We start from the raw sequence: 17,762 nt of genomic DNA on the forward strand, positions 1-17,762 counted from the left end.
CAAAATAGTAAGGAAAGAAGCTCCCTGCAAGTCACTGGCTCAATTCCCTAAGCCCAAGGCGAATGAGCTTCTCCGTTGCCGTATCTTCACCCTCCTTGGCAACCACTCGCGCGAGAGCGGCCGAGGCCTGGGCGCTGGAATAGCCGAGATTGGTGAGAGCCGAGACGGCGTCGGCGACATTGCTGCGGGCAACGCCCTCGCCCAAGGCCGTCTGCAGACCCAGCGTGCCGGCGTCGATGCCGCCGATGGCCGGGACCTTGCCCTTAAGCTCGGTGACAATGCGCACGGCGAGTTTGGGGCCGACGCCATTGGCGCGGCCGACCATGGCCTTGTCCTGCAGCGCAATGGCGCTCGAGAGTTCAGCCGGCGAGAGCACCGAGAGAATGGCGAGTGCCACGCGGGCGCCGACGCCCTGCACGGTGGTCAGCAGCAGGAACCAGGATTTTTCCGCTTCGCTGGCAAAGCCGAAAAGGCGGATGAGATCTTCGCGCAGGATCGTCTCGATGAAGACGACGGCGGCCTCGCCGACGCGCGGCAGCGATTGCAGCGTGCGGGTGGAACAATGGACCTCGTAGCAGACACCGCCGCAATCGATAAGAACCCAGTCGTCACCAAAACTGTCGACCAGGCCCTTGAGCTTGCCGATCATAAAAGCGCTCCCATGCGACGTGCGGAAACCCTATGGTGGGCGTGGCAGATGGCGACGGCAAGGGCATCCGAGGCGTCGGCGCCCTTGAAATTTGCCGTCGGCAAGAGGGTCCGCACCATCAGCTCGACCTGCTTCTTTTCCGCGTGGCCCGTACCGACCACGGATTTTTTGACGAGATTGGTGGCGTATTCGGCCACATAGAGACCATGCTGGGCCGGGGTGACGAGCGCCACACCGCGCGCCTGTCCCAGGATCAGCGCCGAACGGGCGCCGGCATTGACGAAGGTTTCTTCAACCGCCGCCTCCTCGGGACGATGCTGGGCCAGCACTTCGGCAAGACCGGCAGCGAGCATGGCGAGGCGATCGGCCAGCATGCCATCGATCGGCGGGGTCACCGTTCCGGCCGCCACAAAGCTCAGGCGATTGTCGAGCGCATCGACAATGCCCCAGCCGCAGCGGCGCAGCCCCGGGTCGATGCCGATGATTCGAACGGTCTTGCTCATGGCGTTCCTTCTAGCAGTTTCCATGAACCTACCAAGACCAAAGTGAACAAAACAGAAACTTCAAGGCACCAAGAACCTGTGATAGCTCAAAATTTACTCATTGGAGAAACGGGGAATTCAGAAACGGGGCCCTAGGGTCTTTTGAGACGCAGGGACACTGATTCACGATGACGGGGCTAGCAACGGCGCTACCGAAGCAGGCGTGGCTTTGGATTTTCCGCAAGACTTTTCTGATGATGGGGCTGTCGGTCGTTATCTCGGTGATAGCGACCGTCGTGTTCATGGCGACGTTTTCCGCCGGCGTGAACATGCCGGGCCTGCTCATCTCCATCGTCATGCCGATTTGTCTGGGCGGGCCGATGATTTTCACATTCGCCATCGGTACGGAACGCATGCGCTATGCCAATCAGCAATTGGCGCGCCTGGCGACGCTTGATGGGCTGACCGGCCTCTTCAACCGCCGCGCCTTTGCATCCGCGGTCGAGAAATACTGCGTCGGGCCGCATCGCCGCGGCGTGCTGCTGGTGATCGATGCCGACCACTTCAAATCCGTCAATGACCGCTTCGGCCACGACCAAGGCGACGAGGCGCTGCGCGATATCGCCCATGCACTGAGCCTCACCATTCCGCTGCCCGGCCTTGTCGGGCGCCTGGGTGGAGAGGAATTCGGCATCTACCTGCCGGACATGGATCTTGCCCGCGCCGAAAGCGTGGCGGACGACGTGCGCCGGGCCATTGCCGATATCGACTTCCGGCCCGAGGGCATTTCCTGTCCGCTTTCGGTCAGCATCGGGGGGGCGTCCCACGAAAAGCCCATTGCGTTCAGAGCCCTCTATCGCGAGGCCGACGAGCGTCTCTATAGCGCCAAGCAGAGGGGCCGCGACTGCGTCGCACTGCCCCAGGCGGCCTGACCGCCGCCTTTTTCCTCTTCCTGTTACCAATGCCGAGCCAGGGGGTTGCCAGCATGATGTCACCGCGCGCGGTCAATGGTCTGCAAAGCTGGTCCAGCGTTGCCCGCTGGACGCTGTTTGGCCCGCTGGCCTGCGTCGTCGTCGCGCTGGTCTACAATGCCGTGACCTTTGCCGATCTGGGTCCGGAAGCGCTGCACCGGGCCATGCTCTCGGCCATGGTGCTGCCGGTCCTGCTCGCAGTGCCGCTGTTCTTCTTTCTCTCGATGCGCATTCGCTCGCTCGCCATCATGAACCGGCGGCTGGGCCTGGTGGCGCGCACGGATAGCCTGACCGCCTGCCTCAATCGCGGGGCCTTTACCGCCAAGGTAGAAACCCATCTGTCCAGCAATGTCGGGCCGCAGACGGGTGCGCTGCTGATCATCGATGCCGACAATTTCAAGGCCATCAACGATCTCCATGGCCATGACGCCGGGGACGAAGCCCTGACCATATTGGCGCGGTCCATCCGTTCTGTCCTGCGCGCCGGCGATCTCATCGGGCGCATGGGTGGGGAGGAATTCGGCGTCTTTCTGCCCAGTGTCGACCAGAAGAGCGCCGAGCAAATGGCCGAGCGCGTGCGGCGGGCGGTGCAGCTGGCCCAGTTTTCGCCGCGCGGCCAGGCCTATACGCTGACGGTCAGCATTGGCGGCGCGGTCTTTGACGGCATGACCAATTTCACCGAACTCTTCCATATTGCAGACCAGCGGCTCTATGGCGCCAAGCATTCGGGCCGCAATCAGGCCGCCATCGTGCACACGGTCGATCAACCGCCCGTCGATATCAGGAAATCGGCGTGAAAAAGGGCGGCATGGCCGCCCTTTGTGTTTCAGTACCCCGCCATTCGAGCTGCCACTTGACCATAGGTCTCGTGGCCTTCTCACCTCCAATCACGCCACTGGCGTGATTGGGCCTTCGGCACGGTTCTAAGTCTCATGGCCTGATCAGCTAAATTCGCTCCACTGGAGCGAATTTGCCTTTGGCCGCGAAACCCCGCCATTCGAGCATAGCTCTCATGGCCTGATCAGCTAAATTCGCTCCACTGGAGCGAATTTGCCTTTGGCACGCTGATCAGCCCGCGATCTTGGCTGCGTCTTCTTCGCTGATGTCGAAGTTCGAATAGACGTTCTGCACGTCATCGTCTTCTTCGAGCGTCGCGATCAGCTTCATCAGCGTCGCGCCCTTTTCGGCATCGATCGGGGTCTCGTTCTGCGGCTTCCAGATCGCCTTCACCGCTTCGGCTTCACCCAGCACCTTTTCAAGCGCGGCCGAAACTTCGACCATGGCTTCGAACGAGGTGTAAATGTAGTGACCCTCTTCATCGGTTTCGACATCGTCGGCGCCGGCCTCGATGGCGGCTTCCATGACCTTGTCGTCCGAGCCGGCCGAAAGCGGATAGGTGATTTCGCCGACGCGATCGAACATGAAGCCGACCGAACCGGTTTCACCCAGCGCCCCACCATTCTTGGAGAAGTAGGAGCGCACGTTCGAGGCGGTGCGGTTGCGATTGTCGGTCAGCGCTTCGACGATGACGGCAACGCCACCGGGGCCGTAGCCTTCGTAGCGGATTTCATCATAGTTCTCGCCATCGCTGCCCGAGGCCTTCTTGATGGCGCGGTCGATATTGTCCTTGGGCATGGACTGGGCGCGGGCATTGGCGACGGCCAGGCGCAGACGCGCGTTGAAGGCCGGGTCGGGCATGCCCATCTTGGCAGCCACGGTGATTTCGCGGGCCAGCTTGGAGAAGATCTTCGAGCGGACGGCATCGCTCTTGCCCTTGCGGTGCATGATGTTCTTGGCGTGTGAATGGCCTGCCATTCGGTACCTCGGATTTTCTGAATTTTGGCGGTGCTTATAGGGGGCGACGGGAGAAAATGGAAGGGTGCGCGGTTCGGCACTGCCGTCAGTTCTGCGCCCGCTGCCCCACCCCCTCCCGTCCTCCCCCATCAAAGGGGGAGGTGAAGGTCAGTGGTCTTGAAGAGATGTTGCCCCATACTCGATGCGGCACCTCCCCCTAGATGGGGGAGGATGGGAGGGGGTGATCGGCACCCACCAAACCTCAAAAATCGGGAAAAGCCTGATTGAGCGTGCCGCCGATCCGCACCGGCAGAACTTTCTTGGCAAGACCCGTCCGGGGATTGGTCTCGACGGCCACGCCGCAGAGCGTCGCTTCGCCCTCGGCCGGGGTGAAGCGCCCATTGGGAATGCCGGTGAGGAAGCGGTTGAGTGGTTCTTCGGCATCCACCCCGATGATGGAGTCAAAATCCCCGCACATGCCCGCATCGGCCATCAGGGCCGTGCCGCCCCTGAGGATGCGATGGTCCGAGGTCGGGATGTGGGTATGGGTGCCGACGACGAGGCTTGCCTTGCCATCGAGGAAAAAACCCATGCCCTGGATTTCCGAGGTCGCCTCGGTGTGGAAATCGACAATGACGGCATCGACCACCTCACCCAGCGGTGCGGCGGCGAGAGCTGCTTCCACGGCGCGGAAAGGATCGTCGACGGGCTGCATGAAGACGCGGCCCAGCGCATTCACCACCAGCACCCGATGACCATTGCGGCCTTCCACCATCATGGCGCCGCGGCCCGGCGCGCCCGGAGCGAAATTGATCGGCCGGATCAGCGTATTTTCACGCTCGATATAGCTCAGCGCCTCGCGCTGGTCGAAGGCGTGATCCCCGAGGGTAACGATATCGGCGCCCGCATCGCGCAAGCCCCGAAAATGGGACTCGGTCAGGCCGCGGCCATGGCTGGCGTTTTCGCCATTGATGACGACGAAATCGAAGCCATAGGTGGCGATGATCCCCGGCAGGCGCTCGCTGACGGCATCGCGGCCGGACTTGCCGACCACGTCACCCAAAAAGAGAAATTTCATAAGGAAGCCTCGAAGAATTCGACACCGTTTTCGGTGACGACCGCATCGAGCGGAATATCATGTGGTTCGCGTGGAATATGGTCAAAACCCTGCGCCGAAAAGGCGAGGCCGACCAGCATCGGCCTTTTGCGCAGCGAGGCAAGGGTCCGGTCATAATAGCCGCCGCCATAGCCGAGCCGCGTGCCGGTTTTGTCAAAGCCCAGGAGCGGCATGAGGATCAGGTCGGGCTCGCAGCGGGGCGCCAGATCAGATGGCGCCAGCGTGCCGAAACCGGCCTCGTAGAGCGGCGCATCGCTGCCCCAGATGCGAAAATCGAGCGGCTCCTGGGGGCCGGAAACGACCGGGAGTATGACTGTCTGCCCGCCATCCATCAGGCGCACCAGAATGGGCTGGCAATCCACCTCGTCACGAATGCGCCAATAGCCGGCCACGGCGTCTTCGGGGCCAAAGGCCACCTTGTCGAAGAAGTGGAACGAGATGGCATTGGAGGCTTCGGTGCGGAATTGCGGAGAAAGAGCCTCGCGGCGCACCCGGGCAGTTTTGCGCAGGAGGGCCTTTTCGGCCTCTATTCCGTCTAACACCATGCGCGCCAATCTCTGGGAAACGATAGGAACAAGGTGCCGCCCTGGCCGTGGGACGAGCGATCCCGGGAACCTACTTACGTAGGTGGGCGCCGTATGTCCAAGCCCACGGGCCTGGTCAGGGACAGCTCCCTTAGGATCGATTAAGGCCCCGGGGATATGTGTGTCCTCACGCGCCGGGCAGCCCAAGAGATATAGGCGCTTCCCCTGCCCCACGCAAACGGCAACCCACAAGAATGTGTGTGCGCCAATGCGCTTTTATGACGAAGCAACGAGGCTCTCGGCAATGGCGGCTTCGAGGCGGTCAAAACCATGGCCGGTGCCGATTTCCCGCGCCGAGGCGCCGTCGCTGCCATCGAGCAGCAGCAGGTGCTCGTCATAGCGCATCAGGCTGCCGCGATTGTGCGGGCGGAAAAGCACTGTGACCAGCGAGGCCGAGAGCGGTTTTCCGTCCACGCGCATGGCATAGCTGTAAACCACGCGGGTCGGCGCCGCGATGTCGAGATAGGCGATGTCGACTTCGTGCTCGACGCCCGAGGGATCTGCGAGGCGGCTGAAATCATGACCGCCGGCACGAAAATCGTGGCGCAATTCACGCTCGGTCCAATCGGGATGGCAGCCGGACCAGAGGTTCTTCAGCTTCGGATCGGACCAGAAGCGGAAGGCATGGGCGGGCGAACCGGGCAGCACCCGGTCAAGCGTGAAACGGGAATGGGTGGGATCAATCGCCATCGGACATATTCTCGGGATTGGCCGCCATGGCGGCAGCGAGGCGATCAAAGCCGGTTTCGAGATGCAGCTGATGCGCATCGAGCCAGCTGCGCAGGCTGTTCAGCCCATCCTGGCGGATGGAAAAGGTGCGCACCCGGCCCTCTTTTGTCGAGGTAATGATGCCGCCATTCTCAAGCACTTTCAGATGCTTCAGGGTGGACGGCAGGCCCAGATCGAAGGGCGCAGCCAGCTCCTTCATCGAAGCAGGCCCCGCCTCTACAAGGCGCGAAACCATGGCCCGCCGATAGGGATCGGCGAGCGCCTGAAAGACGGTATCGAGTTCAGCAGGCATCAGGACCCCGGCAAGAAGCGCGCCGGCATGGCGTCGCGATAAGGGAACATTGTAAAATAAGGCTGCGCCTGAGCAAGCACCGAAGTGACCGAAGGACGCGCGAGGAGCCGCTCGAAATAGGCGCTGAGCGCCGTGGCAGAGCTGGGAAACGGCTCGACGATGCCGGCAAAGAACAGGCCCGGAAAAGCGGCGCAATCGGCAATGGAAAACTCGTTGCCCACGGCCCAGACCCTTCCGCTCATGTGCTCTTCGATCATGCCATAGGCCGTGTGCAGATTTTTGCGGGCCTCGGCGACCCCATGCGGGTCATTGCTGCCCATGGGGCGGATGCGATCGGTGACGATCTTCTGCAGGGGTTGCTGGACATAGAGGTCAAAGAACCGATCCCAGAGCCGCGCTTCGAGCAGGGTTTCGGCCTGGTCCGGCCAGAGCCGGGCCATGGCTGGATAGCGCCCGGCGAGATATTCGAGAATGATCGTGGTTTCGGCAACATACCGGCCGCTCGCCGCATCGTGAAGCAGCGGGATTTTGCCGACCGCCCAATGATCGGACACGAGCCTTGCCGAAGCAGGATCGGCAAAATCCACGACAACGGCAGAATAGGGAATCTGCGCTTCCTCGAGCGCAATCATCACCTTGTGGCAGAAGGTAGCGAGGGGGTGGAGATAGAGGGTCAGAGACATAAGAACCGCCATATAGTTTCCTTATGAAGAAACTATCTAGCGGCCCAATATGATGCAAGAGAAAGTTTCCGAATGCGGAAACTTTATTTCTTGAGCGCCTGCACGCCCGGCAGGGGCTTACCTTCCATCCATTCAAGGAAGGCGCCGCCGGCCGTGGACACATAGGTCAGGGCATCCTTGACGCCGGCATGGGCAAGAGCGCTGACCGTGTCGCCGCCACCGGCAACCGAGATCAGGTGGCCATCATGGGTGCGCTTGGCGACGTGCTTGGCAATCGCCACGGTGCCCGCGTCAAAAGGCTCCATCTCGAAGGCGCCGACCGGGCCGTTCCAGATGACGGTATGGGCATCGTCGATGGCGCCATTGATGCGCTCGATCGAAGAGGGGCCGATATCGAGGATCATGCCATCGGGATCGACGGCATCGACGCCATAGAGGCGCGTCGGGGAATTGGCCTTGAAATGCCAGGAAACGACGGCGTCCACCGGCAGGATGATGGCGCAATTGGCCTTGTCGGCCTTGTCCATGATGCGGCGGGCTGTGTCGGCGAGGTCTTTTTCGCACAGCGATTTGCCGACGCCATGGCCCTGGGCGAAGAGGAAAGTATTGGCCATGCCACCGCCGATGACGAGGCCGTCAACCTTGGTAACGAGGTTTTCGAGCAGATCGATCTTGGAGGAAACCTTGGCGCCGCCGACAATGGCGACGACCGGCTTCTTGGGTTTCCCAAGACCCTTTTCCAGCGCTTCGAGCTCGCCCTGCATGGCAAGGCCGGCAGCGGCGGGCAGGAGATGGGCCAGGGCTTCGGTCGAGGCATGGGCGCGGTGCGCGGCCGAGAAGGCGTCGTTGACATAGACATCGCCCAGGCTCGCCATGCGCTTGGCCAGCTCGACGTCATTGGCTTCTTCGCCGGCATGGAAGCGGGTGTTTTCGAGCACGAGAACCGAGCCGATCGGCGCCTCGTCGATCGCGGCCTTGGCGGCTGAAACATCGATCCAGTCGGTGGCAACGAAGCCGACCGGGTGGCCGGTGACATCGGCAACCGCCGAACAGACCTGTTCGAGCGAGAATTCAGGATCGACCTTCCCTTTGGGCCGACCGAAATGGGAGAGCAGCACGGCCTTGCCGTCATGCTTGACGATTTCGCGGATGGTGGGCAGCAGGCGCTCGATGCGCGTTGCGTCACTCACCTTGCCATCGGCCACGGGAACATTGAGGTCGGCTCTGAGGAGCACGACCTTCTTGCTGAGGTCGAGTTCATCGAGAGTCTTGAATTGCGCGGTCATGGCCAGGCTCCGAAGGCAACGAAACTTGGCCTTGGCCTATCAGGTGTGAACGGATCGGAAAAGCGCCGTGACGAAGATTCTCGTCAGCTCCCAATGAGAACCACGCGCATCTGGTGGCCGATTAGGAAGACAAGCGGGCTCAGCGCGGTCCAGGCAGCAAGGCGCACGAGATCATCGACCATGACATGGCGGGCAAAGCCAAGGCTCGCCCAGGGCGCCGTACCGACCAGCCCGATGATGCGCCGATGGCGCCTGAAGAGATAAGCCAGTACCGCAATGGCAGGTAGCGCCATGAGGATCAGACTGTCCAAAAACCCGGCCACGAGCCAGGCCAATGGCAGGGACGAGTGAAAGCGACGGGTGAGGTGGAACATGGTCCGCTCCGGGCCTTGCTGACATTTCGAAAGTAGGCCGATTTGGTGACAGGGCGTTGACGGGGGCTTGACCCGGCCCCTGGGTCCGCCCTGATGGGTGATGGGGTCAATATCGGAGGTGATTCCTTGACCCGTTCAGACCTTTTCCTCTCTCCGGCCGAAGCCGCCCGCACACTCGGCATTTCAGCCAAGGCTTTGCGGCTCTACGAGCAGCGCGGTCTCATCACGCCTGTCCGCAGCGTCAATGGCTGGCGCCACTATGGGCCGGAGCAGATGGCCGGGATCAGGCAGATCGTGGCCCTGCGCACACTTGGCTTGAGCCTCGCCCAGATTGCGGCTGTGCTTTCGGGCAAAAGCCATGACCTGGACAAAGCGCTCGCCGAACATCAGACACGCCTTGAGGGCAGCCTTACGGGCCTGCTTGATGCCATTGAGAGAGTACGCGTCTGGCGCAATGATTTGAGCGAGGGACGTGCGCCCGATCTTGCCGATCTCGTGGCCGCTCCCCCCGCCCTGTCGCTCCCCCTGCCTTGGCCGTGGAATGGCGAGATCTTTGAAGTACGACGCCTGGCGCCGGTGACCTATCTCGTCGGGCCACTGGGCAGCGGCAAGACGCGGCTCGCCATGGCGCTGGCGGAGGCGCTTGGTGGCGGCTTCGTTGGGCTTGATCGCGGCGAACCAGATGAACTGCCGGCGGCCGCTTTGCATGAACTCGAATGGCTGCTGGAAGATGGGGCCCTTGATAGCCCTGCCCTGCGAGCAGTGCTGGCTGGGATGGTCTCCGAAGATCGGCCCCGCGTGATCGATCTCCTCGAGGATGGGCTCGATGAAGCAACGCAACTGGCACTTGGCGGCTGGCTGCGGCGGCGGGGCGAGGGCGATGCGCCGCTGGTGGTCATGACCCGATCGAGCGCGGTGCTCGATCTCGATGCGGTCAGCGCTGGCCACGCGATCCTTTATTGCCCGGCCAATCACAGTGTTCCCTTTGAGGTTTTGGCCGTGGCGGGTTCGCCGGGCTATGAGAGCGTGAGCAATTGCCTGGGGACGCCGGAGACGAGAGCACGGACGGCGGGGATGGTGGCGCGGATGAGCTAACGTCCGTGTACGCTGCCCCACCCCCACCCGACCTCCCCCATCAAGGGGGAGGTGAAGGGACAGTGGTTTGGGCAAGATAGTGCCAAGCGCTCGATGCGGCACCTCCCCCTTGATGGGGGAGGATGGGAGGGGGTGTCGGCAAGCTCAAACGCGTGCAAACAACCCCGGATAATCCGTCACGAGCCCATCCCCATCCACCGCGAGCACGGCTTCAAAATCATCCGACTGAAACCGGAAATGCCCCGCATCGATCCTGGTATAGACCTGCTCGGCGCGGCGGACTTCCATCGTGGTCGCATCGATCCAGACCATGGCGAATTTTTGCGGCTTTCCGTCCTGCCAGTCGCTGCGCCAGATCGGCAGGGAATTGGTCATCGGCGTGGGCCAGATATCGACGTCGACGCAGCCCTTGAGCCCCGAAATCGGCTCGGCGCGATCATCCGACCAGCCGCCCTGTCCGTCGCAAAACAGCTCCAGCGCCTTGCCGTCGGCCCGCTCGATCTTCAGCGTGCGGGTATGGCCGTTCTCGTCGAGTTTGATGCGATAAAAGAGCCCGAAATCTTCCCCGATGATGGCCCCGCGGATGCGCGTATCGCGGCCATTGGCGATGACATGGCAATGTTCCAGCGTCTTGAGGTCAAGGCCACGCCACCGATAGGACTGATTGAGGCTCAAAACGCTTCTCCCGACACGCGTCGCATTTGCAGCAAATGCGCGAGGGGAAAGCAAGCGCGGCGTCAGACCGGCGGAGTGACGCCGTCACGGATGGTGTGGAAGGTGGGGAGCACCGCGTCCAGCCGATCTGCATCGGTGACGCAGGAAATGGCTGTGCGCCCCCTGGCGGTCTCGACCATGGAGAGCACCAGCCGGACATGCTCGGCATTCTTCTGCTTGGGCTTGCCGATGAATTCGTGGCCCTTGTAGCCATGGAGCTCAAACGACGAATCCGACACGAAATCGAAGATCGACGCCATGCCTTCCTTGGCCATGGCGATCCAGCCGGGCGAACCGATCTGTTCGTTGATCTTTTCGAGCGTCAGCCCCTCATTGCCCGGCACGGACTGGAAGCTGACCTGGCAGAGATACTTTTCGCCGGTCAGCGGCGCCGGATCGTCCGAAGCAGATTTGACACCGAAGGTGACATTGTAGGGCGGCGGGGAGTCGGCGGCTTCGACAACAAACGTGTCCGGCAGGGTCACCGCGAGGCCGGTTTCAGCGTCTTCGGCGGCGAAGGCCGGAGCTGCAAGGATGGCAGCGACAAGAACCAGGGAGAAAGCAAAACGCATGGCAAGGCCCGGACGTGGATGGTTTTCCCGAAAGGTTATGCCAAGAGCGTGGCGACAAGACGATTGGCCAAATGGTCACAAGAAAAAGGGGCGCCTGCGGCGCCCCTTTTCAATTCCGGCTGATGCCATTCGAGCGCAGCTCTCATGGCCTTCTTACCTCCATTCGCTCCACTGGAGCGAATGGCCCTGCGGGACGGCTCGAAGTTAGAGCGTCTTGCCGAGGGCCACGGCCGTGTCGGCCATGCGGTTCGAAAAGCCCCATTCGTTGTCGTACCAGGAGAGGACGGAAACGAAATTGCCGTCCATGACCTTGGTCTGGTCGAGGGCCACGGTCGAGGAATGCGGATCGTGGTTGAAGTCGATCGAGACGTTGGGCTGGTCGGTGAAACCGAGCACGTTCTTGAGTTCGCCATTGGCGTACTTCTTGACGGCGGCATTGATCTCGTCGGCGGTCACATCGCGCTTGGAGATGAACTTGAAGTCGACGCAGGAAACGTTCGGGGTCGGCACGCGGATCGAGACGCCGTCGAGCTTGCCCTTGAGTTCGGGCAGGACGAGGCCGATGGCCTTGGCAGCGCCGGTTGAGGTCGGGATCTGGCTCAGGGCTGCAGCGCGGCCGCGATAGAGATCCTTGTGCATGGTGTCGAGGGTCGGCTGGTCACCGGTATAGGAGTGGATGGTGGTCATCATCCCCTTCTCGATGCCGAATTCCTTGTGCAGCACATAGGCCAGCGGGGCCAAGCAGTTGGTCGTGCACGAGGCGTTCGAGATGACCACGTCTTCCTTGGTCAGGGTCTGGTGGTTGATGCCATAGACGATGGTCTTGTCGGCGCCGTCGCCGGGGGCCGAGATGATCACCTTCTTGGCGCCGGCCTTGAGGTGAGCCGAGGCCTTTTCCTTCGAAGTGAAGATGCCGGTGCATTCGAGCGCGATGTCGACCTTCATGGCGGCATGCGGCAGCTCGGCGGGATCGCGCACGGCGGTCACCTTGATCGGGCCACGGCCGACATCGATGGTGTCGCCGACAACCGTCACCTTGTGCGGGAAACGGCCATGGACGCTATCGAAGCGCAGCAGGTGCGCATTGGTCTCGACCGGGCCGAGATCGTTGATGGCGACGACTTCGATATCCATGCGGCCAGATTCGATGATGGCACGTAGGACATTGCGGCCGATACGGCCAAAACCATTGATGGCGACGCGAACTGCCATGTTTTAACGCTCCTAGAGGGGAGAAAGGAGAAAGGGAGGCGCGGCTCTCTTACAACTGTGCGGTGACGGCTTCAACAACCGCCTTGGACGTAATTCCAAAGTGGGCATAGAGCGCATCGATCGGGCCGGAAGCGCCGAACGAGTGCATGCCGACGAAACGGCCCTTGTCGCCAAGGAGCTTGTTCCAGCTCATTTCGATACCGGCTTCGACGGCGACGCGCGCCTTGGCCTTGCCGAGCACTTCAGCCTTGTAGGCGTCGGACTGCTTGGCAAAGAGTTCCATGGACGGCACGGAGACGACGCGAGCCTTGATGCCCTGCTCGGTGAGTGCCTTCTGGGCCTCGACGGCAATCGCCACTTCCGACCCGGTCGCAAAAATGACGGCATCGGCATCGGCCGGGCCGACGAGCGTGTAGGCGCCCTTGGCCGACTTGTTCTCGGCCGAGTTTTCGGTGCGGACGGCCGGCAGGTTCTGGCGCGAGAGCGCGAGGATCGACGGAGCCTTTTCCGAGGTCATCGCCAGTTCCCAGCACTCGGCGGTTTCCACCGCGTCGGCCGGACGGAACACAAGCAGGTTCGGGATGGCGCGCAGGGCCGACAGGTGTTCGACGGGCTGGTGGGTCGGGCCGTCTTCGCCGAGGCCAATGGAATCGTGGGTCATGACATAGATGACGCGCTGTTCCATCAGGGCCGAAAGGCGGATGGCCGGGCGGGCATAGTCGGTGAAGACCATGAAGGTGCCGCCATAGGGGATGAGACCGCCATGGAGCGCCACGCCGTTCATGGCGGCGCCCATCTCGTGCTCGCGAATGCCGTACATCATGTAGCGGCCAAGACGGTTGTCGGCCTGGAAGGGCAGCGTCTCGGGCGTGTTGGTGAGGTTCGAGTGCGTCAAGTCGGCAGAACCGGCCAGGGTTTCCGGCACGTTCTTGTTGATGACTTCGAGGGCCATCTGGCTCGACTTGCGGGTCGCGACCTTGGGCTTGTCGGCGACGAGCTTTTCCTTGTAGGCGGCCATCACGGCAGCAAAGTCAGAAGGCAGCTTGCCCGACATGCGGCGGGTAAATTCGGCCTTGTTGGCATTGGCTGCCAGACGAGCTTCCCATTCACCGCGCAGGTTCTGGCTGCGGGTCGCGGCAGCGCGCCAAGCGTCGAGAATGTGCGAGGGCACTTCGAAAGCCGGGTAGTCGATGCCGAGCGCAGCCTTGGCACCGGCCAGTTCTTCAGCGCCGAGCGGAGCGCCGTGCACCTTTTCCGTGCCAGCCTTCTTGGGGGCGCCGAAACCGATGGTGGTTTTCGCCGCGATCAGGGTCGGCTTGTCGGTCGACTTCTTGGCATCGAGCAGGGCCTTTTCGATGGCGTCCTGGTCATGGCCGTCGATCTCGATCGTGTTCCAGCCCACCGCCTTGAAGCGGGCGATCTGGTCGGTCGAGTCGGCATTGGAAACCTTGCCGTCGATGGTGATGTTGTTGTTGTCCCAGATCACCACGAGCTTGTTGAGCTTCAGGTGGCCGGCAAGCGAGATCGCTTCCTGGGAAATGCCTTCCATCAGGCAGCCGTCGCCGGCCAGCACCCAGGTGTAGTGATCGACAATGTCGGAACCGAATTCGGCGGCGAGCTTGGCTTCGGCAACGGCAAAGCCGACCGAATTGGCAAGGCCCTGGCCGAGCGGGCCGGTGGTGGTTTCAATGCCTTCGGCATGGCCGAATTCGGGATGGCCGGCGGTCTTGGAACCGAGCTGGCGGAAATTCTTGATGTCCTCGATGCTCATGTCCTTGTACCCGAGCAGATAGAGCGAGGAATAGAGCAGCATCGAGCCGTGGCCGGCCGAGAGGATGAAGCGGTCGCGATCGGCCCAGTGGCTATCGGCGGGATCGAACTTCATCACCTTGGTGAAGAGGACGGTCGCGATATCGGCGCAGCCCATCGGCAGGCCGGGGTGACCGGAATTGGCTTTTTCGACCGCGTCCATGGAAAGGGACCGGATCGCATTGGCCAATTCGTTCTGCTGGGCTGTATTCGTCATTGCTCGTGGCCGCTCTCTGATGCTGAGGAAGGCAAGGAAAAAGGGGACGAGAGGCCTGATGGCACTCCTCCCAAAGGCGGGTTGAGGCATAACAGGTTCGTCTTGCCTGTCAATGTCGCCAAAAGCCCGAGGCGTCCAGTTTTGCTTGTGATTTGCCGGTCTGTGATTGCAATGGGGCCGGGCTTGGGGCAGGGTCGATCGGCTTGAATCGACGTTGCGTTAGGGGTAGTTGCGGCCAATGAGTGACGGACAGCATGAAGATGGCCTCGCCGCAGCGGCAAAGCGGTTCGACGGCGCCATGGCTCGGCTCGACCAGAGTCTTCAGGATATGACCGGCCGCCTGCAGCGGCTGAAGCGCATCGAGGTCGATACGCAGCGCCTGGTGCAGGAGCGCGCCCGGCTCGCGACGGAGCTCGACAAGACCTCGGCCCGCGCAAAACGTCTCGACGACAGCGCCCACGAAGTTTCCCGCCGCCTTGTTGAGGCCATGGAAACCGTGCGTTCTGTTCTGGCCAAGACGGAGTAGCCGATGCCCGAGGTCAATGTCGAAATCAACGGACGCAAATATCGCATGGCCTGCGAGGAGGGCCAGCAGGGCCACCTCATCGCCTTGGCCGAGCGCTTTAACGCCCAGGTCGAAGGGCTCAAGGGCGCCGTGGGCGAAATCGGCGACAACCGGCTGACGGTGATGGCGGGGATTGCAGTGCTTGATGAATTGACCGAGGCCAATCGGAAAATCGCGGCGCTTGAAGCCGAAGTCGAGAACCTGACTCAGGCCGGGCATCAGATTGCCGATGAGCTGGAAGCGACCGAGAAAGCATTTGCCGGGAAACTCGACGAAGCGAGCAAGGTGATCGAGTCGATCGCCGGCGTGCTGGACGAGACGGCGACGCTGCAGGGCTGAGCCCCCGAGACATTCCCAATCACCGGCTTGGCACCTCCCCCTTTGGGAGGGGGTGCGAGAGCTTTGTTCGTGAAACCCCTCCCCAACCCTCCCCGTCAAGGGGAGGGTGTCGCATCGAGAGTGTGGATAGAAGAACTCAGAACTGCGCCGTCACCGGGTCCGAGCCAATGCGCCCATCGGCAGCATCGAGCCCGTTGATCGCGGCCTTGTCTTCGGCGCTCAGCGAGAAATCAAAAACATCAAAATTTTCGACGATGCGGCTCGGGGTCACCGACTTTGGAATGACCACGAGGCCCTCCTCAATGTGCCAGCGAATGATGACCTGGGCCGGGCTCTTGCCGTGGCGCTGGGCGATGCCCGCGATCACCGGATTGTCGAGCATCTTGCCTTGGCCGAGCGGGCTCCAGCTTTCGGTGATGATCTTTTTCGGCTCATAGGCGGCGCGCAGCTTGCGCTGCTGGAAGCGCGGATGGAGCTGCACCTGATTGATGACGGGCAGCACGCCGGTGGCGTCGACGAGGTCGTCGATATAGGTGCCCTCAAAATTCGAGACACCGATGGAGCGGGCCTTGCCCTCTTCCTGAAGGCGGATCAGCGCCTTCCAGGTTTCCACATATTTGCCGCGATAGGCCGAAGGCCAGTGGATGAGGTAGAGGTCGACATAGTCGGTGCCCAAGCGCTTCAGGCTCGCATCCATGGCGTGCAGCGTCTGATCAAACCCCTGGTCGTCGTTCCACACCTTGGTGGTGAGGAAGATGTCGCCGCGGGCGACGCCCGACTTGACGATCCCCTGCCCCACGCCCTCTTCGTTCTGATAAACGGCAGCGGTGTCGATATGGCGATAGCCCGCTTTCAACGCGGCATCGACGGCGGTGACGGCGACGTCATTGGGTGTCTGCCAGACGCCGAGCCCGACCTGCGGAATGGAACGGCCATCATGGAAGGTCACGTGCGGTTGCGTGCTCATCTTTTCATCCAATGCTGTGGGAAGTTTAGGCTGAAGGACTCAACTTGATCGTCGTTTTACGATGAACGCGCCGCCCTGCCAAGTTCCAAAAAATCTACCATACAAGATCATCCTTTCGTCTGATAACCCAAGGTCTAATCGAACTCGCAAAAACGAAAGTCTAATCTCTGGCCATCACATTCCGACAGCAAGGCGCCAGAAATACGATGACCAAGTCGCTCAATGCCATCGCTCAGAAGCTGATGACGCAAGGCCAGGGCATTCTTGCCGCTGACGAATCCGAAGGCACGATTGCCAAGCGCTTCGCCAAGATCAACCTGCCCAATTCGCTCGACCTGCGCCGCGACTATCGCGAGATGCTGTTCCGCTCCACCGACGCGATGCGCAACTATATCTCCGGCGTCATCCTGACCGAAGAGACGCTGGAACAATCGGCCGCCGACGGCACCCCGTTCCGCGCCATTCTCGCCGATGTCGACACCATTCCCGGCATCAAGGTCGACCGCGGCGCCTTCCCCATGCCCGGCGATAGCGGTGAAAAGATCACCGAGGGCCTCGATGGCCTGCGCCAGCGCCTGACGCGCTATGCCGAACTCGGTGCCGGCTTTGCCAAGTGGCGTGCCGTGATCACCATCAATGACGTGGCTCCGACCCGCAACAATATCCGTGCCAATGCCCATGCGCTGGCACGCTATGCCATCCTCTGCCAGGAAGCCGGCATCGTGCCGGTGGTCGAGCCCGAGGTTGTCGGCGACGGCGATCCGGGCAATCACTCGCTCGAACGCTGCGCCCAGGTGACCGGCGAAGTCTTGGAAAACGTCTTCAAGGAACTCCGCCTTGCCGGCGTCGATCTCTCGGGCATGCTGCTCAAGCCAAACATGGTGCTCCCCGGCGTCAATTCCCGCGATCGGCCTTCGGTGGAAGAAGTGGCCAAGCGCACGGTGGAAGTCCTCAAGGAACACGTGCCGGCGGCCGTGCCGGGTATTGCCTTCCTGTCCGGCGGTCAGACCGACGAAGAAGCGACAGGGCATCTCTCGGCCATGAACCGCATTCCGTTCAAGCCCTGGCCGATGACCTTCTCCTATGGTCGGGCCCTGCAGAACGTGGCCCTGCGCACCTGGGCCGGTCGCCGCGAGAACTTCCCGGCCGCACAGGCCGCCTTCACCCACCGGGCTCACATGAACTCGCTCGCCGCCCTCGGCGAATGGACCAACGAGCTCGACCGGGCCGCTTAAGTTTCCTCTCTGACGTCCCAACGTCACGACTGGCGCGCTCTTCTCCCGGAGCGCGCCTTTTCTTTTGGGCTTTTGG

21 protein-coding genes and 1 other RNA gene are annotated in these 17,762 nt (G+C 61.9%); 6 read left to right on the forward strand and 16 right to left on the reverse strand.

The window, feature by feature from the left end; translation table 11 throughout:
• Nucleotides 1–31: 31 nt before the first annotated feature.
• Both ruvA and ruvC read right to left on the reverse strand, forming a co-directional pair.
• Nucleotides 32–649 (reverse strand): Holliday junction branch migration protein RuvA, encoded by a 618-nt coding sequence (gene ruvA / locus NVV77_RS19470; protein ID WP_295415712.1) that lies wholly within the window; start codon nt 647–649, stop codon nt 32–34.
• Nucleotides 646–1,152, reverse strand: a complete 507-nt coding sequence (gene ruvC / locus NVV77_RS19475) for a crossover junction endodeoxyribonuclease RuvC (protein WP_295415715.1) — start codon at nt 1,150–1,152, stop codon at nt 646–648. The genes ruvA and ruvC overlap by 4 nt, the downstream gene beginning before the upstream one ends.
• 167 nt (nt 1,153–1,319) lie before the next feature.
• Between ruvC and NVV77_RS19480 the strand changes: the two genes are divergently transcribed.
• Together NVV77_RS19480 and NVV77_RS19485 are read left to right on the forward strand one after the other, a co-directional pair.
• Nucleotides 1,320–2,063 (forward strand): GGDEF domain-containing protein, encoded by a 744-nt coding sequence (locus NVV77_RS19480; RefSeq protein ID WP_295415718.1) that lies wholly within the window; start codon nt 1,320–1,322, stop codon nt 2,061–2,063.
• Nucleotides 2,064–2,116: 53 nt separating this feature from the next.
• The gene (locus NVV77_RS19485) at nt 2,117–2,899 is read left to right on the forward strand and encodes a GGDEF domain-containing protein (RefSeq protein WP_295415721.1); all 783 of its coding nucleotides are present in this window, start codon (nt 2,117–2,119) and stop codon (nt 2,897–2,899) included.
• Nucleotides 2,900–3,170: 271 nt separating this feature from the next.
• Here NVV77_RS19485 and NVV77_RS19490 read toward each other — a convergent pair whose 3' ends face one another.
• The 9 genes from NVV77_RS19490 to NVV77_RS19530 all read right to left on the reverse strand — a co-directional run bounded on the left by NVV77_RS19490 (nt 3,171) and on the right by NVV77_RS19530 (nt 8,961).
• Entirely contained in the window at nt 3,171–3,917 is a 747-nt protein-coding gene (locus NVV77_RS19490; RefSeq protein ID WP_295415723.1) for a YebC/PmpR family DNA-binding transcriptional regulator, read from the reverse strand.
• A 241-nt stretch (nt 3,918–4,158) separates the two neighbouring features.
• The gene (locus NVV77_RS19495; protein WP_295415725.1) at nt 4,159–4,974 is read right to left on the reverse strand and encodes a TIGR00282 family metallophosphoesterase; all 816 of its coding nucleotides are present in this window, start codon (nt 4,972–4,974) and stop codon (nt 4,159–4,161) included.
• Nucleotides 4,971–5,558 (reverse strand): 5-formyltetrahydrofolate cyclo-ligase, encoded by a 588-nt coding sequence (locus NVV77_RS19500; RefSeq protein ID WP_295415726.1) that lies wholly within the window; start codon nt 5,556–5,558, stop codon nt 4,971–4,973. Before NVV77_RS19500 ends, NVV77_RS19495 begins: the two co-directional genes overlap by 4 nt.
• Nucleotides 5,559–5,587: 29 nt before the next feature.
• A non-coding RNA gene (ssrS, locus tag NVV77_RS19505) (6S RNA) lies at nt 5,588–5,745 on the reverse strand.
• Nucleotides 5,746–5,813: 68 nt separating this feature from the next.
• Nucleotides 5,814–6,287, reverse strand: coding sequence for an SRPBCC domain-containing protein (locus NVV77_RS19510; protein WP_295415728.1), 474 nt, complete (start codon nt 6,285–6,287; stop codon nt 5,814–5,816).
• Nucleotides 6,277–6,618, reverse strand: coding sequence for a helix-turn-helix transcriptional regulator (locus NVV77_RS19515; RefSeq protein ID WP_295415730.1), 342 nt, complete (start codon nt 6,616–6,618; stop codon nt 6,277–6,279). The genes NVV77_RS19510 and NVV77_RS19515 overlap by 11 nt, the downstream gene beginning before the upstream one ends.
• Complete coding sequence (locus NVV77_RS19520) at nt 6,618–7,301, reverse strand: glutathione S-transferase family protein (RefSeq protein ID WP_295415733.1); 684 nt, start codon at nt 7,299–7,301, stop codon at nt 6,618–6,620. Before NVV77_RS19520 ends, NVV77_RS19515 begins: the two co-directional genes overlap by 1 nt.
• A gap of 83 nt (nt 7,302–7,384) precedes the next feature.
• Nucleotides 7,385–8,587, reverse strand: a complete 1,203-nt coding sequence (gene pgk / locus NVV77_RS19525) for a phosphoglycerate kinase (protein ID WP_295415735.1) — start codon at nt 8,585–8,587, stop codon at nt 7,385–7,387.
• Between the two features lie 83 nt (nt 8,588–8,670).
• Nucleotides 8,671–8,961, reverse strand: coding sequence for a hypothetical protein (locus NVV77_RS19530; protein ID WP_295415737.1), 291 nt, complete (start codon nt 8,959–8,961; stop codon nt 8,671–8,673).
• A 126-nt stretch (nt 8,962–9,087) separates the two neighbouring features.
• Between NVV77_RS19530 and NVV77_RS19535 the strand changes: the two genes are divergently transcribed.
• Nucleotides 9,088–10,056, forward strand: a complete 969-nt coding sequence (locus tag NVV77_RS19535; RefSeq protein ID WP_295415738.1) for a MerR family transcriptional regulator — start codon at nt 9,088–9,090, stop codon at nt 10,054–10,056.
• 144 nt (nt 10,057–10,200) lie between these two features.
• Here NVV77_RS19535 and NVV77_RS19540 read toward each other — a convergent pair whose 3' ends face one another.
• From NVV77_RS19540 to tkt, 4 genes are all read right to left on the reverse strand, one after another.
• Nucleotides 10,201–10,731 (reverse strand): putative glycolipid-binding domain-containing protein, encoded by a 531-nt coding sequence (locus NVV77_RS19540; protein WP_295415741.1) that lies wholly within the window; start codon nt 10,729–10,731, stop codon nt 10,201–10,203.
• A 62-nt stretch (nt 10,732–10,793) separates the two neighbouring features.
• Complete coding sequence (locus NVV77_RS19545; RefSeq protein WP_295415744.1) at nt 10,794–11,342, reverse strand: hypothetical protein; 549 nt, start codon at nt 11,340–11,342, stop codon at nt 10,794–10,796.
• A 204-nt stretch (nt 11,343–11,546) separates the two neighbouring features.
• Nucleotides 11,547–12,554 carry a type I glyceraldehyde-3-phosphate dehydrogenase gene (gene gap / locus NVV77_RS19550; RefSeq protein WP_295415745.1) on the reverse strand — a complete coding sequence of 336 codons (1,008 nt, stop codon included), beginning with the start codon at nt 12,552–12,554 and terminating at the stop codon, nt 11,547–11,549.
• Nucleotides 12,555–12,603: 49 nt separating this feature from the next.
• Nucleotides 12,604–14,580 carry a transketolase gene (tkt, locus tag NVV77_RS19555; protein WP_295415746.1) on the reverse strand — a complete coding sequence of 659 codons (1,977 nt, stop codon included), beginning with the start codon at nt 14,578–14,580 and terminating at the stop codon, nt 12,604–12,606.
• 238 nt (nt 14,581–14,818) lie between these two features.
• Here tkt and NVV77_RS19560 point away from each other — a divergent pair, with 238 nt between their 5' ends.
• Together NVV77_RS19560 and NVV77_RS19565 are read left to right on the forward strand one after the other, a co-directional pair.
• Nucleotides 14,819–15,106, forward strand: coding sequence for a DUF4164 family protein (locus NVV77_RS19560; RefSeq protein WP_295415748.1), 288 nt, complete (start codon nt 14,819–14,821; stop codon nt 15,104–15,106).
• A gap of 3 nt (nt 15,107–15,109) precedes the next feature.
• The gene (locus NVV77_RS19565) at nt 15,110–15,484 is read left to right on the forward strand and encodes a cell division protein ZapA (protein WP_295415749.1); all 375 of its coding nucleotides are present in this window, start codon (nt 15,110–15,112) and stop codon (nt 15,482–15,484) included.
• Nucleotides 15,485–15,620: 136 nt separating this feature from the next.
• On the opposite strand, the gene NVV77_RS19570 is transcribed toward NVV77_RS19565, so the two are convergent.
• The gene (locus tag NVV77_RS19570) at nt 15,621–16,451 is read right to left on the reverse strand and encodes an aldo/keto reductase (protein WP_295415751.1); all 831 of its coding nucleotides are present in this window, start codon (nt 16,449–16,451) and stop codon (nt 15,621–15,623) included.
• A gap of 206 nt (nt 16,452–16,657) precedes the next feature.
• Here NVV77_RS19570 and NVV77_RS19575 point away from each other — a divergent pair, with 206 nt between their 5' ends.
• Nucleotides 16,658–17,686 carry a class I fructose-bisphosphate aldolase gene (locus tag NVV77_RS19575; RefSeq protein WP_295415752.1) on the forward strand — a complete coding sequence of 343 codons (1,029 nt, stop codon included), beginning with the start codon at nt 16,658–16,660 and terminating at the stop codon, nt 17,684–17,686.
• Nucleotides 17,687–17,762 lie beyond the last annotated feature (76 nt).

Origin of the sequence: Devosia sp. (assembly GCF_024707125.1) — a bacterium.
In the GTDB taxonomy this organism is placed as follows: Bacteria; Pseudomonadota; Alphaproteobacteria; order Rhizobiales; family Devosiaceae; genus Devosia.

What these genes read in the sequence shown, in the direction of transcription:
- ruvA (WP_295415712.1), bottom strand. Translation starts at nt 649, where the DNA reads ATGATCGGCAAGCTCAAGGGCCTGGTCGACAGTTTTGGTGACGACTGG.
- ruvC (WP_295415715.1), bottom strand. Translation starts at nt 1,152, where the DNA reads ATGAGCAAGACCGTTCGAATCATCGGCATCGACCCGGGGCTGCGCCGC.
- NVV77_RS19480 (WP_295415718.1), top strand. Translation starts at nt 1,320, where the DNA reads ATGACGGGGCTAGCAACGGCGCTACCGAAGCAGGCGTGGCTTTGGATT.
- NVV77_RS19485 (WP_295415721.1), top strand. Translation starts at nt 2,117, where the DNA reads ATGATGTCACCGCGCGCGGTCAATGGTCTGCAAAGCTGGTCCAGCGTT.
- NVV77_RS19490 (WP_295415723.1), bottom strand. Translation starts at nt 3,917, where the DNA reads ATGGCAGGCCATTCACACGCCAAGAACATCATGCACCGCAAGGGCAAG.
- NVV77_RS19495 (WP_295415725.1), bottom strand. Translation starts at nt 4,974, where the DNA reads ATGAAATTTCTCTTTTTGGGTGACGTGGTCGGCAAGTCCGGCCGCGAT.
- NVV77_RS19500 (WP_295415726.1), bottom strand. Translation starts at nt 5,558, where the DNA reads ATGGTGTTAGACGGAATAGAGGCCGAAAAGGCCCTCCTGCGCAAAACT.
- NVV77_RS19510 (WP_295415728.1), bottom strand. Translation starts at nt 6,287, where the DNA reads ATGGCGATTGATCCCACCCATTCCCGTTTCACGCTTGACCGGGTGCTG.
- NVV77_RS19515 (WP_295415730.1), bottom strand. Translation starts at nt 6,618, where the DNA reads ATGCCTGCTGAACTCGATACCGTCTTTCAGGCGCTCGCCGATCCCTAT.
- NVV77_RS19520 (WP_295415733.1), bottom strand. Translation starts at nt 7,301, where the DNA reads ATGTCTCTGACCCTCTATCTCCACCCCCTCGCTACCTTCTGCCACAAG.
- pgk (WP_295415735.1), bottom strand. Translation starts at nt 8,587, where the DNA reads ATGACCGCGCAATTCAAGACTCTCGATGAACTCGACCTCAGCAAGAAG.
- NVV77_RS19530 (WP_295415737.1), bottom strand. Translation starts at nt 8,961, where the DNA reads ATGTTCCACCTCACCCGTCGCTTTCACTCGTCCCTGCCATTGGCCTGG.
- NVV77_RS19545 (WP_295415744.1), bottom strand. Translation starts at nt 11,342, where the DNA reads ATGCGTTTTGCTTTCTCCCTGGTTCTTGTCGCTGCCATCCTTGCAGCT.
- gap (WP_295415745.1), bottom strand. Translation starts at nt 12,554, where the DNA reads ATGGCAGTTCGCGTCGCCATCAATGGTTTTGGCCGTATCGGCCGCAAT.
- tkt (WP_295415746.1), bottom strand. Translation starts at nt 14,580, where the DNA reads ATGACGAATACAGCCCAGCAGAACGAATTGGCCAATGCGATCCGGTCC.
- NVV77_RS19560 (WP_295415748.1), top strand. Translation starts at nt 14,819, where the DNA reads ATGAGTGACGGACAGCATGAAGATGGCCTCGCCGCAGCGGCAAAGCGG.
- NVV77_RS19565 (WP_295415749.1), top strand. Translation starts at nt 15,110, where the DNA reads ATGCCCGAGGTCAATGTCGAAATCAACGGACGCAAATATCGCATGGCC.
- NVV77_RS19570 (WP_295415751.1), bottom strand. Translation starts at nt 16,451, where the DNA reads ATGAGCACGCAACCGCACGTGACCTTCCATGATGGCCGTTCCATTCCG.
- NVV77_RS19575 (WP_295415752.1), top strand. Translation starts at nt 16,658, where the DNA reads ATGACCAAGTCGCTCAATGCCATCGCTCAGAAGCTGATGACGCAAGGC.